This is a genomic window from Bdellovibrio bacteriovorus (assembly GCF_002208115.1).
GTDB classification, from domain to species: Bacteria; Bdellovibrionota; Bdellovibrionia; order Bdellovibrionales; family Bdellovibrionaceae; genus Bdellovibrio; species Bdellovibrio bacteriovorus_C.
The window spans coordinates 2,450,168-2,465,487 of record NZ_CP020946.1; the positions used below are offsets into that span (position 1 = coordinate 2,450,168).

18 protein-coding genes and 1 riboswitch are annotated in these 15,320 nt (G+C 51.4%); of the genes, 6 read left to right on the forward strand and 12 right to left on the reverse strand.

Annotated elements, in window-relative coordinates:
- The first annotated feature begins 170 nt into the window (after window positions 1-170).
- Window positions 171-1,520 carry a TolC family protein gene (locus tag B9G79_RS11725; RefSeq protein ID WP_088565665.1) on the forward strand — a complete coding sequence of 450 codons (1,350 nt, stop codon included), beginning with the start codon at window positions 171-173 and terminating at the stop codon, window positions 1,518-1,520.
- On the opposite strand, the gene B9G79_RS11730 is transcribed toward B9G79_RS11725, so the two are convergent.
- The 4 genes from B9G79_RS11730 to B9G79_RS11745 form a co-directional block, all read right to left on the reverse strand.
- Entirely contained in the window at window positions 1,517-1,798 is a 282-nt protein-coding gene (locus B9G79_RS11730; protein WP_157678776.1) for a hypothetical protein, read from the reverse strand. The genes B9G79_RS11725 and B9G79_RS11730 overlap by 4 nt on opposite strands.
- Window positions 1,799-1,883: 85 nt before the next feature.
- The gene (locus tag B9G79_RS11735) at window positions 1,884-2,192 is read right to left on the reverse strand and encodes a hypothetical protein (protein ID WP_088565667.1); all 309 of its coding nucleotides are present in this window, start codon (window positions 2,190-2,192) and stop codon (window positions 1,884-1,886) included.
- 87 nt (window positions 2,193-2,279) lie between these two features.
- The gene (locus B9G79_RS11740) at window positions 2,280-2,726 is read right to left on the reverse strand and encodes a hypothetical protein (RefSeq protein WP_088565668.1); all 447 of its coding nucleotides are present in this window, start codon (window positions 2,724-2,726) and stop codon (window positions 2,280-2,282) included.
- 74 nt (window positions 2,727-2,800) lie between these two features.
- Window positions 2,801-3,166: a VOC family protein gene (locus B9G79_RS11745; protein ID WP_088565669.1), complete on the reverse strand. Its 366-nt coding sequence runs from the start codon at window positions 3,164-3,166 to the stop codon at window positions 2,801-2,803.
- Between the two features lie 539 nt (window positions 3,167-3,705).
- On the opposite strand from B9G79_RS11745, the gene B9G79_RS18375 reads away from it, so the two are divergent.
- Together B9G79_RS18375 and B9G79_RS18380 are read left to right on the forward strand one after the other, a co-directional pair.
- Window positions 3,706-4,044: a hypothetical protein gene (locus B9G79_RS18375; protein ID WP_232468615.1), complete on the forward strand. Its 339-nt coding sequence runs from the start codon at window positions 3,706-3,708 to the stop codon at window positions 4,042-4,044.
- Window positions 4,035-4,454, forward strand: a complete 420-nt coding sequence (locus tag B9G79_RS18380; protein WP_232468616.1) for a murein L,D-transpeptidase catalytic domain family protein — start codon at window positions 4,035-4,037, stop codon at window positions 4,452-4,454. The genes B9G79_RS18375 and B9G79_RS18380 overlap by 10 nt, the downstream gene beginning before the upstream one ends.
- Here the strand turns inward: B9G79_RS18380 and B9G79_RS11755 are convergent, their stop codons facing one another.
- Window positions 4,455-4,997 carry a superoxide dismutase family protein gene (locus B9G79_RS11755; protein ID WP_088565670.1) on the reverse strand — a complete coding sequence of 181 codons (543 nt, stop codon included), beginning with the start codon at window positions 4,995-4,997 and terminating at the stop codon, window positions 4,455-4,457.
- Window positions 4,998-5,122: 125 nt separating this feature from the next.
- On the opposite strand from B9G79_RS11755, the gene B9G79_RS11760 reads away from it, so the two are divergent.
- Window positions 5,123-5,662: a hypothetical protein gene (locus B9G79_RS11760; protein ID WP_088565671.1), complete on the forward strand. Its 540-nt coding sequence runs from the start codon at window positions 5,123-5,125 to the stop codon at window positions 5,660-5,662.
- On the opposite strand, the gene B9G79_RS11765 is transcribed toward B9G79_RS11760, so the two are convergent.
- From B9G79_RS11765 to B9G79_RS11780, 4 genes are all read right to left on the reverse strand, one after another.
- Window positions 5,659-6,216, reverse strand: a complete 558-nt coding sequence (locus B9G79_RS11765) for a hypothetical protein (RefSeq protein WP_088565672.1) — start codon at window positions 6,214-6,216, stop codon at window positions 5,659-5,661. The genes B9G79_RS11760 and B9G79_RS11765 overlap by 4 nt on opposite strands.
- A gap of 96 nt (window positions 6,217-6,312) precedes the next feature.
- Window positions 6,313-6,852: a CAP domain-containing protein gene (locus tag B9G79_RS11770; protein WP_088565673.1), complete on the reverse strand. Its 540-nt coding sequence runs from the start codon at window positions 6,850-6,852 to the stop codon at window positions 6,313-6,315.
- A 211-nt stretch (window positions 6,853-7,063) separates the two neighbouring features.
- Window positions 7,064-7,411: an RNA recognition motif domain-containing protein gene (locus B9G79_RS11775; protein ID WP_088565674.1), complete on the reverse strand. Its 348-nt coding sequence runs from the start codon at window positions 7,409-7,411 to the stop codon at window positions 7,064-7,066.
- Window positions 7,412-7,735: 324 nt separating this feature from the next.
- Window positions 7,736-8,572 (reverse strand): CvfB family protein, encoded by an 837-nt coding sequence (locus B9G79_RS11780; protein WP_088566872.1) that lies wholly within the window; start codon window positions 8,570-8,572, stop codon window positions 7,736-7,738.
- Between the two features lie 136 nt (window positions 8,573-8,708).
- Between B9G79_RS11780 and dbpA the strand changes: the two genes are divergently transcribed.
- Window positions 8,709-10,097 carry an ATP-dependent RNA helicase DbpA gene (gene dbpA / locus B9G79_RS11785; RefSeq protein WP_088565675.1) on the forward strand — a complete coding sequence of 463 codons (1,389 nt, stop codon included), beginning with the start codon at window positions 8,709-8,711 and terminating at the stop codon, window positions 10,095-10,097.
- Here dbpA and B9G79_RS11790 read toward each other — a convergent pair whose 3' ends face one another.
- A complete protein-coding gene (locus tag B9G79_RS11790; protein ID WP_088565676.1) occupies window positions 10,098-11,198 on the reverse strand; it encodes a class I SAM-dependent methyltransferase in 1,101 nt (366 codons plus the stop codon).
- 114 nt (window positions 11,199-11,312) lie between these two features.
- Window positions 11,313-11,409, forward strand: a riboswitch (TPP riboswitch).
- 55 nt (window positions 11,410-11,464) lie between these two features.
- Between B9G79_RS11790 and B9G79_RS11795 the strand changes: the two genes are divergently transcribed.
- Window positions 11,465-13,561 (forward strand): TonB-dependent siderophore receptor, encoded by a 2,097-nt coding sequence (locus tag B9G79_RS11795; protein WP_088565677.1) that lies wholly within the window; start codon window positions 11,465-11,467, stop codon window positions 13,559-13,561.
- A 6-nt stretch (window positions 13,562-13,567) separates the two neighbouring features.
- Here the strand turns inward: B9G79_RS11795 and B9G79_RS11800 are convergent, their stop codons facing one another.
- The gene (locus B9G79_RS11800) at window positions 13,568-14,419 is read right to left on the reverse strand and encodes a S1 family peptidase (RefSeq protein WP_088565678.1); all 852 of its coding nucleotides are present in this window, start codon (window positions 14,417-14,419) and stop codon (window positions 13,568-13,570) included.
- Window positions 14,420-14,535: 116 nt separating this feature from the next.
- On the reverse strand, window positions 14,536-15,309 hold the full coding sequence (locus B9G79_RS11805; protein ID WP_088565679.1) for a hypothetical protein: 774 nt from the start codon (window positions 15,307-15,309) through the stop codon (window positions 14,536-14,538).
- Between the last annotated feature and the right edge of the window lie 11 nt (window positions 15,310-15,320).

The following is a 15,320-nucleotide window of genomic DNA, read 5'->3' on the forward strand; positions in this document are numbered from 1 at the left end:
ATCGGCTTCTTTAATTTTTTACATGGTAACACAAGAAGCGCAGCATTAAAATTTCTCAAGAAAACCATATCAAGATGATCCAGCACCGTATTTCGGAGCCCGAATAACACTCCGTTTGACAAGGATTAGCCGTCCAAATACATCTTTCAGGGTTTATTTCGGAGGGATTCATGAAAGTATTTGCAGCACTCCTGCTTGCCGTCTTTGTCACGACTTCAACGGCCTTTGCCGCGCCAAAAACGACGCCTCAAAACAGCGCGACAGTAAGAATCAATCCCGACACTCTTCGCCGCATGTTCCTTGACCGCAATGTGGGTATTGCGATTTCCCTGAACAACGTTCATCAGGCCAAAGAGCGCGTGAATGTGGCCCGTGGCAACCTGCTGCCTTCCGTGAATCTGGGTGGCGCTATTTCCAGTGGACCTTCCTTTGCGCTGAACACAGTTTCCTTCCTGTTGCCGTTCCTGATGCCGTCCAACTGGATGGATCTGAAAGAAAACACCTACTTGCTTAAGGCGCAGGGCATGTCCCACTACATCGCCCAGTTGAATGGGTATTCTTCTGCGTACTCCATCTACATGACGATCCTGGGTGATATCGAACTGCGTGGTATCCTGGCCCTGCAATACGAAAATCTGAAAGCGATCGAGGAACAACTGCGCCTGCCTGCTCAGTTGGGCATGATCCGCGAAGAGGAATACCTGCAAGCCCAGGCACAAACACAGATGGCGCTGGTTCAGTTGTCCCAGGTGGACGAATTGGTACTTCAGGAAAAAGCCGCTATTCGTGAATTGCTGGGCCTGTCTTTGACGACCGAAATCGTTTTCGAGGACGCCGCGGTTGCGGTTTCACCGGTTGAAAACTGGTCCCCGCAATCATTGCTGACCCAGGTGCACGAAAACTCCCCGGAAAGCCGTCAGATGGCAGCCATGATCACTTCTGCTCAATACAACAAGTGGAGCAAAGCTTTCAGCTTCCTCGGTGGACATTCCCTGGGCGCCTCCCGCATGAACGGCGCCATGGGAAGCCTTGAACACTCTGGCTCTGTGAATTTTGGCTTTGCATATTTCCCAAATTTGAAAATCAGCAACCTGAATATCGAACAACTGAAACTGCGCAAAAAAGAACTGCAGTTGGAACAGGCGAACCTGATTGAAGTGACTTTGGGTTCCCTGATGGAAGCGCAGAAACAGTACAATGCCGCGGCCTTGGCGCACGCAAATCTGGTGAAAGTCTATGACGCTGAAGTTCTGCGCTATAAACTGGGCATGACAGACTTGCTGCACGTACTGGAGGCTTCTAACGGCCTGACCAATTCCGTGACCAACAAAATCAAAGCCCAGACGGCCCTGAACACTTTGCGTATCAGCCTTCACCGTATCATGATTTCAGAGCAGTTCGCGAAAGTGGAGGACTGTGAAATTGAACGCCGCGGTTCGGGCGGCATCAAAGGCAAATTGGGCCGTGTCTTTAATCCGGAAAAATACCAGGTCACCCTGGACGAAGTCTGCGGCAACTAACGCAGAAACTGGACATCGAAGTGGCCGTTGGAGGTTTCCTCCGGCCACACCAGAAAGATGTCACCATTCAGCTCCGCCACGTAAAGGCGTGTGAAGACCGCCTCCCCCTGCCAGTAAAAGGAACTTCCCATCCGAAAGTTCCGGCTGACCGTTTCCGACAACATTTCAAATCCGACCACTCTTAAGCGATCCCCGCGATGCAGATCATCGCCTCTCTCAGATTCCCTGATCACCAGTTCCTGGCCCACCTGCAGTGAGCATCTATCCAGTGTTTTCACAAGCCCTCCCAAAAAGTTCACGTGGACTCTTGGACTTCAGTTTAACCGCCTAAAATCCAAGAATCCCTTCACAGTCTCATTCTGACTATTGCACACCACTGGAAGCAGAACGTTCAGGACGTCCCTTCCCCGGACCACCGCCGCGGCCAAACTTAGGCGGAGCCTCAAAGCCTTTCTCTTGCAGACAGGCATCAATTTTTGAGCGGGTTTCATCATCGGGGGCCTGAGGTCTTTGCCCCGGCTCGGGCTGGGCAATGCCAAGCTCTTCATGGCAGGCACGGAACGCCTCTTTCAGGGCTTCGTGGGACTTTTCCTGAGCCCAGCTTGTGTGCGCTGAAGTCACCGTCACCAACATCAGGGTCGCGATCAATTGTTTTTGCAGAGTTTTAAACATAAGGACCTCCTCGTCCTTTTCAAGAATAGAAAAGGACTATGGAGGCAGAATGGAACAGTCCCGGAACAGGACGCTTGCAAGGACCTTTTAACGGGCTTCGCAAACAATTCCCGGCTCTTGAGAGGTGCCGGTCAGGTTGTAGTAATGGCGGGAATCCAGATCGTTGATGAAAAGATCACCCGTGTAACGCCCCATGAAGGCGCCGTTTTTCAAAACCGGGCTGATACGGATGTGCACCATGCCCGCGGCCCCGCCGCGCAGATTCACATCATCCATGGATGATGCTGGAACAAGGACAACATCAGAACGCGTGTAAGTCTGGCCGGTGATCTTGTCGTGAAACTTCAAAGCCGCCCCAAGATTGTAAGCACCAACAACAGGTTTTAGCGGATCAATAGTGCGGTTGAAGATGACCTCAATCACGGCGTCAGCGCGCATCGGTTCATAACCCGGCACGCACACAAGTTTGGCGACAGAAGCTCCGGCATGCAGGGACGAAAAAAGAACAACAGCGGAAATCAAAAGTTTTTTCATAAGGGGACTTCTACCTGAAGCCCCTCCCCCTTTGCAAGGGTCATAAAAGCCAGTCTTACTTGGCTTTCAATAAGCTAGTTTTTGGCGTGCAAAGCCACTTTATTGCCTTCCGTGTCCTCGAAAGTGGCAATAAAACCGTACTGGCCAATGCTCTTTTTATCCGTCAGCGTCTTCCCGCCTTTGTCTTTGATCTTTTTAAGACTGTCTTCAATGCTGTTCACACTGAAGTAAAGCAAACAGCCATCATGCGACGGCTTGTAGTCAGAGCCCTGCACCAGCGCCCCGGTGGCACCCGGCTCTTTTTCCTTCATGGGAAACATCGCCATTTTGACGGGGCCCATTTCGCTCAAAGTAAAGGAAACATCGAAAGACTGCTCATAGAACTTCATGGCACGGCTCATGTCTTTGACCGGGATTTCAAACCAACCGCAGATATGCATAAGAACTCCTTTGTGATGCTGGAGTTCATTGTAAAGGCAGGCTTTAAAAAAAATAATGCCCACGTGTAAAACACATGGGCACAGAGGATCTGGAGAAAAACGAATTGTTCTTATTTGAATCGAATCAGAGTCACTCAAAAGCACACTCTATTTTTTTCATCCAAGAAACAATTATATTGTTTGAGCTCCTTTTAGTGAGGGATCAATTCAATTGATCCTATTCACGGTCCTCTTTGGACTCTTTGATGCTTCGGTTATTTCTAACTTCATTCATCCAGAGTTCATACTTCAATAGTACTCCTTCAAAAAAATAAGAAAACCGCAAACTCGCTCCCTTACTGCATCTTAAGCCCCGGCAGGACTTTGCAATCTCACTGGCGTTTGTTCACTGAACGAAGGAATTGAAAAATCTGAATCCATTCCAGATTCGCCCACGCACAAGGTCCTAAAAATTATGTCTCGGTAACAATTTTTCCGACGAACACCCCGTGTCAGCTAGCATCTGTCGAAGAACACACAGCATCTTTCACGGAGGAACGATGAATTTGATCTCTAAAAAGTCCCTGGTATTGGCCGCTTTCCTTTCCATGACCGCTTGTGCGGGCCAAGACTACAGCTCCGCCGAAGTCCTTCCGGACGACACCGAAATGGAGCAGACAATTCCCGAAACAGAACCCGTCGACAAATCCACTGCCGCAGAAAATGAAACGGCATCAAACGAAGACACCACCACTGTGCTTGAAAGCGAAGCGATTCTGAAAAACTATGATCATCTGGATCCGAAAAGACTGATCAACTCAAAAGCGCTGGCCGAAGCGGTTGTATACTTCGACAAAAACCAGTCCCGCATATCAAAAACAAAAAATACATGTCCCTGATCGATTTCGGCAAACGTTCCACTCAAGCCCGTTTCTTTATTATTAATATGTCCACTGGTGAAGTGACAGCCATCCACACCGCCCACGGTAAGGGCTCTGATGCCAACCATGACGGCTACGCGGACAAGTTCAGCAACAAATCCGGTTCCAACGCGAGTTCTTTGGGCTATTATCTGGCGGCAGAAACTTATACCGGCAAACACGGTTTGTCTTTGAAGCTGGATGGCCTTTCCAGCACGAACTCCAACGCACGCGCCCGCGCCGTGGTGATCCACGGAGCAAGCTATGTGAAGGAATCCAGTGTTATTCAAGGTCGCAGCTGGGGCTGCCCGGCCGTGGCAAATCACCTGCGTGACAAGGTCATCGGCATGCTTAAAGGCGGCAGTTTGATCTACGCCTTCGCCAAGTAATTACTTGATCACAGGTTTTGTATCCGGCGGAGTTTTAATTTCTCCACAGGCGATCCGGTCTCCGGCTTCGCCTGCGGGCTGGGATTTATAATCATCCGCTTTCGCATGAATCACGATCGCGGTCCCCTCTTTGGAGACCACAGAGTTTTTTCCCGCCCGGACGGTGAGCATCGGATTGACAACATCCACGGACGCCGTCCCGTCTTCTTTCACGACAATATTATTGAAGTCCCCCGCATGCGGGCCGCCTTTGCTTTTGTGGCCGTGCTTCTTTTTATCCGGATTAAAGTGGGCGCCGGCGGATTTGAAATCTGGAGCGGTACACAGGCCCTTTTCGTGAATATGAAAGGCTTTTTCCCCAGGGGGAAGATTCTGCAGTTCCATCTGGATGCGCATCCCGTTGGTCACATCAGTCAGCGTCGCATTCCCGACCTGTTCACCCTTGGCATTACGAATGATGATGGCTATAGGGTCTTGCTGTGCATAGACCGAACTTGCTCCCACGAGGGTCAGCACCAGGGCTTTACTAAGGGCTTTAAACATAAAATTCCTCCCGCGAAAATATCAAACTAAGTTAAGGCGGATTTGAGGAATCTCCAAAATAGAATACCTTGTAATTTACCAGATTTAACCTAGGCTAAGTTATACATCTATTCGAGGGGAAAATTATGAAATGGATTTTGGCTGTTCTTGTCGCCGCACTTGCCGGATGCTCCACTACACCCAAGAAAGAATCCCCGTCCACTGGCGCCGTCGTGCCGGATGTTACCGCACCTTCAACCATTGACTACGTTGCTTTACAAACTTTCCTGGGACTGGATCGTGCGCCGGAAGAGCTGGGTTACACGGAAAGAGCTTTCAACACCTGTGACGCCGGTTATGGTTATTCCCGCTCGCAGAACTGCCGTCAGGAAGTCTTTGTGGTGCTGCATTTTCGACTGCTGTGTCGTGATTCTGAAGGAACCATTTCCACAATCCTGACAGAGTCAGACGTAACACCGATTGCTGGCAGGACCGTGAAATGGAGTTTAAAAGGAATGACTGGAACAGCCCTGACTGATGGTCTGGGCTATGGACAGATTCGCACGGTGTCCCCAAGATCCCAGCGCCGCGAGCGTGCGCGCCTGGCCGTGGGATCTGAGTTCTTGTACATGCGAGCTAACGAGATCACAAAAATCATCACACCACGTCCGTGGTGCAATCCTTAATTGCAATCCACCTCCTGAATGTCGAGGGTCACGTTTTTCGCAAAAGCGCGTCCCTTGCCCTCACCAATGATAGTTGCTGACAAGTTTCCGCGCAGGATGTCTGATCCACCACAGGCGGTTTCAAGCAGCACGTCTTTCTGCCCCACATACTGTGTTGTTTTTTCGGCTTTTTCAGCGGCAACAATTTCAAGGGTCTGTTTGGCGCCCTGGCTGCCGGCTTTGAAGATTTCAACTTCCGCTTTCACGCGGGTCTGCTGCGGATACGCACGCAGGCTGATCAATTGCTGACTGTCGCGCACAACAATCTTTTTTCCGGCTGCCGCCTTCAAGGTCAGTGCAAAGGTGCAACTGCCACGGGCAATCTTGCTGGTTTCCTCTTTCTTGACATAAAGTCCGTTGGGGATGCGCACACGGCCTTCGGCTTCGTTCAGTTCATAACGGCCCGGGGCCCACTCGCAGGCATTACCCGCAGTTTCGACAAATCCCGTTTGGGCAGCCGAAGCGGCCAAAGACATAAAGGTGAAGGAAGCTGCCAGCAAAGTGTGTCTCATCATAATTCCCCCCGGAATTTTACTGGGGCCCGATTGCCACCAGAGTGCATGTCAGAAGGAAACTATTTCAAGAAGAGTGCCAGATTTTTTGGCTCCAGATTAAAGCGCGGACTTACCAGAAAAACACTGAACCCAGTGGAGCATGCCCTGTGAGTTGGCAGCGATCCCCACACCCATGGTGCGAAAGTTGGAACTTAGAATGTTATTGCGATGACCGGCGGAACTCATCCACCCTGCCATGACCTGAGCTGCGGTGGAATAACCGGCCGCGATGTTTTCACCCCAGTAACTTCCGGAAAGGCCAAAGCGCGCAAATCTTTGTGTGGTGGTTTCCGTAGGACTGTCGTGGGCAAAAAAGTTTCGTGCAACCATATCGTCGGCGTGGGCCTGAGCCTCGGCCACACAGGCTGGCAGGGCCACCAAAGCGTCCAGTCCCCGGCTGGTGCGCTCGTGGTTGACCGCCATAAGGACTTCGCAGGCCATCCCTGTCATGGGATCACATTCCGCCTCGCTGCTTTCGCCATTGGACTCTTGTTCGTTGCTGCCACCGGCGCCAGGCCCTGCGCTGTCCCCGCCACCACCACCCGCACAGGCGGTCAGAGCCAGCACAAACAAGAATAAAAATGAGACACGAACCATACCGTCCTCCTGCGCAAATTAAAGCAAGGACGGAGCCAATAAATCAAAACTGCTGAGGTGATTGAAATCGGGAACTTAGAAGAGCTGCGGGAGCTTTGAATTTCAGACAAAGTGTAAGCTGTCTGAAGCGTCGACAGAAAAAACAGGATTCAGAAATAAAAAAAGGCGGAAATTTCTTTCCGCCTTTTTCATTAAGATGAAAATCTTAAAATTAGAAACGACCACCGCGGTTACCACCGCCGAAACCGCCACCACGGTTGCCGCCGCCACCGCCGCGACCACCACCGAAGCCACCACGGTTCTCACGAGGAGCCATTGGTTTAGCTTCAGATACGTTCATTGCACGACCCATCAACTCAACGCCGTTCAATTTAGCGATTGCAGTTGCAGCTTCGTCGTCAGTAGACATTTCAACGAAAGCGAAACCTTTAGAACGACCAGTTTCACGATCGATCACGATGCGTGCAGATTCAACATTTCCGAATTCTGCGAAAGTGTCAGCCAAAGACTGATCATCCAAAGAATAAGAAAGATTTCCAACGTAGATTTTTTTACCCATATAAACCTCCTAAGATTTGCTTTTGGGAAGCTCTTAAGAGGTCTTGGGCCCTATGCCCGAAAACTCTCCAGAGACTAAATTCTTACTAGGGAATTTCTAGCGAATTTCTCGGAAAAGGGGAAGCAATTAAAATGAGAATAACCTAAATGAGCATTATTTCGCTGAAACCTGCGAACACTCAGGGATATGAAAGCGGCGCGCAAAAACAAACAAAATATTGTGAAATCAAAGACTTAAAGCCCAAAATGGGGTTTCAGCGGCAAAACCCCACCCTGTAAGAGGTCTAGACCCCCCAGGGGGCCCGGAAGCCCCGTGGCGGCCCCCTTAGCGGCCATCCACCAGGCGGATGCCGTCATCGTGGACCGTAATCAGGCGTTTTTTGTAAAGCCCACCCAGGGCGATTTTGTACTTCTTTTTGCTGACTCCGAACAAATCATAAATCGCCTCAGGATCTGTTTTGTCGGTGATGGGCAGGAAGCCGCCTTTGGACTTCAACAGCTCCATGATGCGCTCACCAATATCGGCGGTGGCTTTGTGGCCGGCCTCGTTCAGACGCAGATCGATTTTTCCGTCATCACGCACCTGCTTGATAAAACCCTTCAGACGCTGACCGTATTCCAACTGTTGAAACACCTCATTCGCATACAGCATGCCCCAGTGACGGCCATTGATGATGGCTTTGTATCCCAGATCAGTTTTCGCAGCGATCAACAGATCCACGCTTTGCCCGGCTTCGTAATTGCCGGATTCTTTGTCGATGAAACGGTCCAGACGCATGGACGAGGCAATGCGATCCGTCTTATCCAGATACAAATAGACCAGAACATTCTGACCGATTTTCAAATCACGGGTTTGTTCACTGAATGGCAGGAACAAATCCTTCGGCAATCCCCAGTCCAAAAAAGCACCCACGCGCTCAATGGATTTCACTTTCAGCAAACCGAAAGTCCCGACCATCGCAAACGGCATTTCTGTCATGGCAACAAGGCGGTCTTCCGAGTCAAAACAGACAAACACTTCCAGTTCGGCACCGACTTCGCAGTTCTCGGGCTGATAGCGTGCGGGCAACAGGATTTCCCCGTCACTTCCACCATCCAGAAAGACCCCGTATTCCATTTTTTTGACGACTTTAAGCTTGTTGATCTGACCGATTTGAACCATGGCGAAGTGATGCCACAAAACCGCCATAGGGGGTACCTAAATCTGGAGCGGGTCATTTTTTCGTATTTTCATTCAGAACTCGACAAGAAAAGCCCCGCCTGCTACCTAAATATTTTTCATTTTCCCGAGGTGTCTTGTGTCGCAAAATCAATTCTCATCACTTCCCCTGTCCCCGGAGCTGCTGGCTGTTGTTCAGGAACTGGGTTTTGAGACACTGACACCGATCCAGCAGGAAAGCATCCCGCTGCTTCTGGCAGGAAAAGACATCATCGGCCAGGCCAAAACCGGCAGCGGAAAAACCGCGGCCTTCTCACTTCCGATCCTGAACAAGATCCAGATCGACCTGCCTCAGTTGCAGGCGCTGATTTTGTGCCCGACCCGCGAGCTGGCAAGTCAGGTGGTCACTGAAATCCGCAAACTGGGCCGTCGTTTACCGGGCCTGAAGGTTCTGGCCATGACCGGGGGCCAATCCGGCCGTGAGCAGGCGGATGCTTTGGAAAACGGCGTGCAGATCGTTGTCGGCACTCCGGGCCGTCTGGCTGACTTTGTCGGTCGCAGCCGCATTGATCTTTCGGCCGTGAAAACCGTTGTGCTGGATGAGGCCGACAAAATGCTCGACATGGGTTTTGCCGATGAAATCAAAACTGTGATGCGCGATCTGCCAGGTTCGCGCCAGACCGTGCTGTTTTCCGCAACCTTCCCTGAATCCATCGAGCATCTTTCACGCAAATACCAGCGTCATGCACAGCAGGTGATCATCGAGGACGAAGAACAAAACCTGATTGAACAGTTGGTTTATGACAGCGAGGACGATGACAAAACCAACGTGCTGATGCGCATTCTGCAGCAGCATCCGTCGGATTCCACCATCATCTTCTGCAACACCAAAAACGCCGTGGCGGAAATCGCCGAGCGCCTGAATGATCTGGGGGCTGCCAGCGGCTGCCTGCACGGAGACATGGAACAGCGTGAACGCGACCGCGTGATGGCGATGTTCCGTAACGGTTCCCACCGTATTCTGGTGGCCACCGACGTAGCCGCACGCGGTTTGGATATCGACAGTCTGGAACTGGTCATCAACTTTGACCTGCCCCTGTCACCGGAAATCTATGTTCACCGCATCGGTCGCACCGGGCGCGCAGGTAAAACCGGCGTGGCGGTCACCATCGCCCACCCCAAAGACACTTTGAAACTGGCGCAGTTTGAAGACCTGACCGGCGGCAAATTCGCACGTCCTTCGTTGGGCTTTAAGAATCAGTACGGCTTGAATAAAACCCTGAAAGAAGCGCCGATGAAGACTCTTTCCATCTCTGGCGGTCGCAAGGACAAGCTGCGTCCCGGGGATATCCTGGGTGCTTTGACCGGGACGGCGGGCGGTTTGACTTCCGCAGATGTCGGCAAGATCGAAATTCAGGACAAGATTTCTTTTGTAGCCGTGTCTGCCAAAGTTGCAGACGGCGCCATGCAAAAGCTGCGTGAAGGCCGCATCAAAGGCCAAAAGTTCCAGATCAAATTTGTGAAGTGATTATTCGCGCGAACGGAACAAGGACAGATTGCCGCCGTCAAATTCCTGACCCGGCAGCCACCCTTCGCGTTCAGCGATCTCTTTCAGCCACAGGCGCGCATTCCCTTTGGTCACCACGACAATTCTTTGACGGCGCGACACTTCCACCAGTTGATTCAAAACATGCTGGTAAGTGTCCTTGCTGAAGGGATCAAACATGTAATAGACGTCGGCGTCAGGGATGCGGAAGTTTTTTTCGGAAAGATCCTGGGTGAAAAAATGAACGCGCCCTTGCAAGCCGAACTTTGCGGTGGATTCATTGGAGATATCCACGCGGTGTTTGACGTACTCGTATCCGATAAAATCAATATCCGGCCGAAGCACACCGACAACCAGCCCCACCCGCCCATAGCCTGAGCCCAGATCAATAAAGCGTGTGCCTTGCGACGCCTGCACTTCACGCAAGGCCGTCAGCAATGTTGAATAGGAGGACTGCACCCCCAGGCCGGCACCTTCATAAAGTCTTTCGGTGCCATTCACGTCCGTCTTCATCCCCAGATCGGCATCATAATTCAAACCAAAGATCTGATCCAGGCCATCAAACGTGCGGTACAAAGACAGCGCCAGGGACCGCGCCTGCGAATTTCCCTGCAGCCACAGCGAGTTCTCGTGGGCAAAAACCTTTTCCATCAGTTGCAGGGCCCGGGTCACAAAAAGATTTTTCTGCTGCTGCCCCAGAGATTGCACATGGGACAACAGTATTTTCTCAAGCTCTTCACAAAGCTCTGCCATTCGGCGCAGTTCTTTTTCATTCAGAGGTTGCAGAGTGTCCTGCAGATAATTCAAAGACAGAAGATTGGAGGCAAAGGTCTGTTCGGCAAAGTGGCGATAGTTTTCAGAACTGGAGGCGGGGTCTTTTTTCAGCGTCCACTGCTCTCCCTGCAGAAAGATCAGGGCAGATCCAAGAAAGGTGACATCAATGAAAGCCTCGGCCACTTCTTCGGAGGCCAGTTGGGAAAACTGCTGCCGGAATTCCTGTAAAAAGGGCCCGCGCAGTTCTTTTTTATATGAGGCCAGACCCTTGATGACGAACTCGCGAAGCAGGCTTTGATTTATGTTCATATATAAAGCTTAGCACGGGTTCGTGGAAATAAACGGAATTTATGAAAATAACGCCTGCCCGCCGCTGTTTCCAAAAAGAATTTGACCTGAGCGGGTACTTCGCCCATAACGCTGACCTGACGCTAGGGGTGTTGGTGAACTCACCGACTGAGAATAACCCTTTGAACCTGATAGAGATAATGCTCGCGCAGGGAAGCAAGAATAGAAAGATCCGGCTCTGTTTCCATAAGCCCCTTTCTGTCATGCCGACCTGCCAAAGGAAGGCCATGAAAAAGTACTTATCAATCCTCAACGCCATGACAGTTCTGCTGACCAGTCCGGCTGTTTATGCACAAAATCTCCCGACAGAGATCAATACCATCACTGTGCAGGATGATCAGGTTCAGGAACCGCTGGAGGCCTTTGGCTTTCCCGAAATTCCGGCGCAGAATCTGCCTCTTTCGACCTCGCAGATCAGCGACCGGACTTTGCGTGAAAACCGCATTCACCGCCTGTCGGAGATTACTTTGATTGAAGCCTCGGTGACGGACAGCTACAACGCTTCGGGATACTGGGACTATCTTTCCATCCGCGGTTTCACCCTGGATAATCGCGCAAACTTCCTGCGTGAAGGACTTCCCATCAACGCCCAGACCTCCATTCCTTTGGAAAACAAAGAACGCCTTGAAGTGCTTAAAGGTCTCAATGGCCTGCAAACCGGCGCGAGCTCTCCGGGGGGCATGGTCAACTATGTGATCAAACGCCCGACCCCGCGCCAGCAATTCCTGCTGGAAACTGAAGTCGGCAGCTATGGCAACTGGCTGATTGCGGCAGATGCCGGTGGTCCTGTCAGGGGCCATGACCAGTTCGGTTATCGCCTGAATGTGGCGCATGAACAACTGAGCCCCGCAGTCGAAGACAGCAAAGGCGAACGAAATGTTCTGGCCCTGGCCAACAGTTGGCGTCTTTCAGAAACTCAATTGCTTGAGTCGGACATCGAATGGTCCAAAAAATCCCAGCCGACCCAGGCGGCTTTCAGTCTGCTGGGAAGTGATCTGCCGCAGGTGACGGATCCCCGTTTGAACCTGAACAATCAAAGCTGGTCCCAACCGGTGGTTTTCACCGGCTTGACCGGCAGCCTGAAATACACTCACCGCTTCAGTCAAAACCTGATCTGGCAGACAACGGCGGGCGCGCAGGAACTGCACACCGATGACCGCCTGGCTTATCCGTTTGGCTGTTCGGCGGAAAACAACTATGACCGCTATTGCTCTGACGGCACTTTTGACATGTATGACTTCCGAAGTGAAAATGAACGTCGCAGCACTCAGGCCATAAAAACATCCTTGCAGATGAAGGGTGTGACCGGCCCGGTTTCCCACGACATCAATGTCGGTTATCTGGGGCATGTGTCCCGAGAGCGCTATGCCAAGCAGGCTTACAATCCGGTGGGTGTCGGAAATGTGCAAGGCACCGCGAAACTCCCGGCCGACCCCGCCCTGACTGATGAAAACACCAACCGGGATTCTGAAGTGAACGAAATTTTTGCTTTTGATTCCGCTCATTGGGGTTCCTGGGGAGCGTGGCTGGGACTTCGTTTCAGTGATGTCCATCGCAGCAGTGTTCGCACAGACGCCTCGCGCGCCACGGATTACCGCGAAAATTTCTTGCTGCCGTGGATGGCGCTTTCTTATCAATTCCCGGCATGGATGACCTATGCCAGCTATGGTGAAGGGGTTGAAACTTATGTCACCCCGAACCGCAGTGGCTATACCAACCCCGGACAGTTTGTCCCGGATGTGATCAGCAGGCAGATCGAAGTCGGCGCCCGCGGCGGCGAAACTGTGACTTGGAACCTTGCGGCCTTCCAGATCGAACGCCCGCAGGTGGAAGATCAACGACCGGACTATAAAATTGACGGCAGCAGCCGCCATCAGGGTGTGGAGGCAGAACTTGGCGGAGAAGTCGGCCGACTGCAATGGACAGCTTCAGCGATGTGGCTGAAAGCGCGCCGTCTGGACAGCACGCTGAATCCTGCAATCAATGACCGGCGCCCGACGAATCTGCCCGAGCACACTTTGCGTGCCCATGTGAATTATCTGATCCCTGGAGTTCAGGGCCTGTCAGTGAATTCCCGGGTTTCCTATGAAGGTGAACGTGCCGTGACGGCCGATAATTCCCTGATGCTGTCCGCGTGGACTCGCTGGGATGCAGGCGCTTCTTATGAGTTTGGGAAGAAAGATGAAAAAACGGTGGTGCGATTGGCCGTTGAAAATCTGACGGATGAAAAGTACTGGAAGGAATCCCCTACCCAATACGGGCACATCTATCTGTACCCGGGCGAAGTCCGCAGCGTCTTTTTAACACTGCAGACTGAACTTTAAGACGGATTACTGACGCTCGGTCGTAAAGACGGGGGCGTCAGCACCCATCGCCGCGGCTTCTTCAAGAATGAAAGTCTTGAACATAGTGGCGTTCGTGTATTCACCGAAATGACGGCAGTCTGGCGCCAGATCGTGCGGTCCGCGGGTGATCCCGACAACCACAAGTCCTTTGGAAGTTTCCAGATAGGCCGGACCACCGGAATCACCAGAACATGCCCCTTTGGCATTGTTCTGATCGGTCACCAGAATGGATTCCCACAATTTAGCCAGCGGCACACGCACAAAGTTCAGACCGGTTGCTGGAGTCGGATTATCAATTTCATTCAGCAATCCATAGCCGGCAAGCAACAAAGTCTCGCCCGCTTTCAGCTCCACGGACTCATCCAAAACTGGAACTGGAACGGCGTTTTCCGGAGCATCCAACAACAACTTGATCAAACCCACGTCGTTACGTCCTGTCACCGGGAAACCGTTGTCATCATACACCAGGTGATAATCTTTATGGGTTTCGTATTCTGCCACTCGCAAAAGCTTTGTTTCATCAATCGTCGTCGGAAGAACTTCACCCATATGAACAAAGATCTCTGCGCCCTGAAGATCCACCAGACAATGAGCCGCAGTCAGAACCAGATTCTTTGAAATCAATGTGCCCGTGCAGATAGAGTAAGGTATTCCCTGATAGTTATAAATCAAAGACACGGTGGACGCCGTCACGGGATTCGTGGCATCGGCTTTTTCGCCGCCGATAATGGAGGTCTCTTGACCGTTCATTTCGACACTATTGGTTTTTTCATTCTTCGTACAAGCAACAAGGGACAAAAGCAGCAAAGATGACAGCAACAGCTTAGAATTCAACACAGGGACTCCCCTTACAACGGCGTGAATCGCCGGTGGGAAATCTATCAAAGAGTTATGAAAACTCCTAGGAATTGATCAGTGTCAAATCGATGGACAGTATTAATTTCAGTTAATGATTACAGGAACAATTGAGAGCAGCGCTGAACGAACTTTTCAGATGAGCTGACCCGCGTTTTACGGAACATCTCGAACATGTCTTTGAAATAGCTGTTATAGAAGGGATCAAACAATCCCCCCGGCTTGGTGTTGTATTCCCACGAGCTCGGACCGATTTTGGCCGGTCGGGTGACATACATGCGAAGTTTTTTATCAGTGGAATATCCGGTAAAGCGCGAGAACCATTCTTCCAATAGCATCGGCCGTCCGGTGAAGGTATCCACGGCATACCAGCCGTTTTTGTCCTTGGCGCGAACCACGGTGGTCACATGGAACTGCCAGTCCACGCCATTTTTCATGGGACCCACTATAAAGACTTTCTTAATGGCTTGAGCATCGACACCATGGCGAAGCAGTTCCAAATGGGCATACAAAGCGCGCCCAAAGCAGAATCCACGGATGCCATTGGGATCATACTTTGAATGAGATCGGTTGCCGGTGACGTCGTTCTGATTGGTCATTTGCACGATTTTCAGGGCCTGTTCATAGGTCACGCCTTCGGCGCGCCCGTTGGTGGAGGGCTTGTAGTTACGGATTTCTTCCATCAACTGACGATTGGATTCGTCGATGTTGTCACCACGGCGGATTTCTGAATCCCGCAGTTCATAAAGATTTGCCCGATAATCGATTTGATCCCAGGAATACTGGGCGAAGGCGGGCCAAGACAGCACCGTCAGCAGTGCGATCAACACCGCCGGAAACTTGAAATGTCCTGCCAACTTCAAATTGTTCATGGGCCTCACCT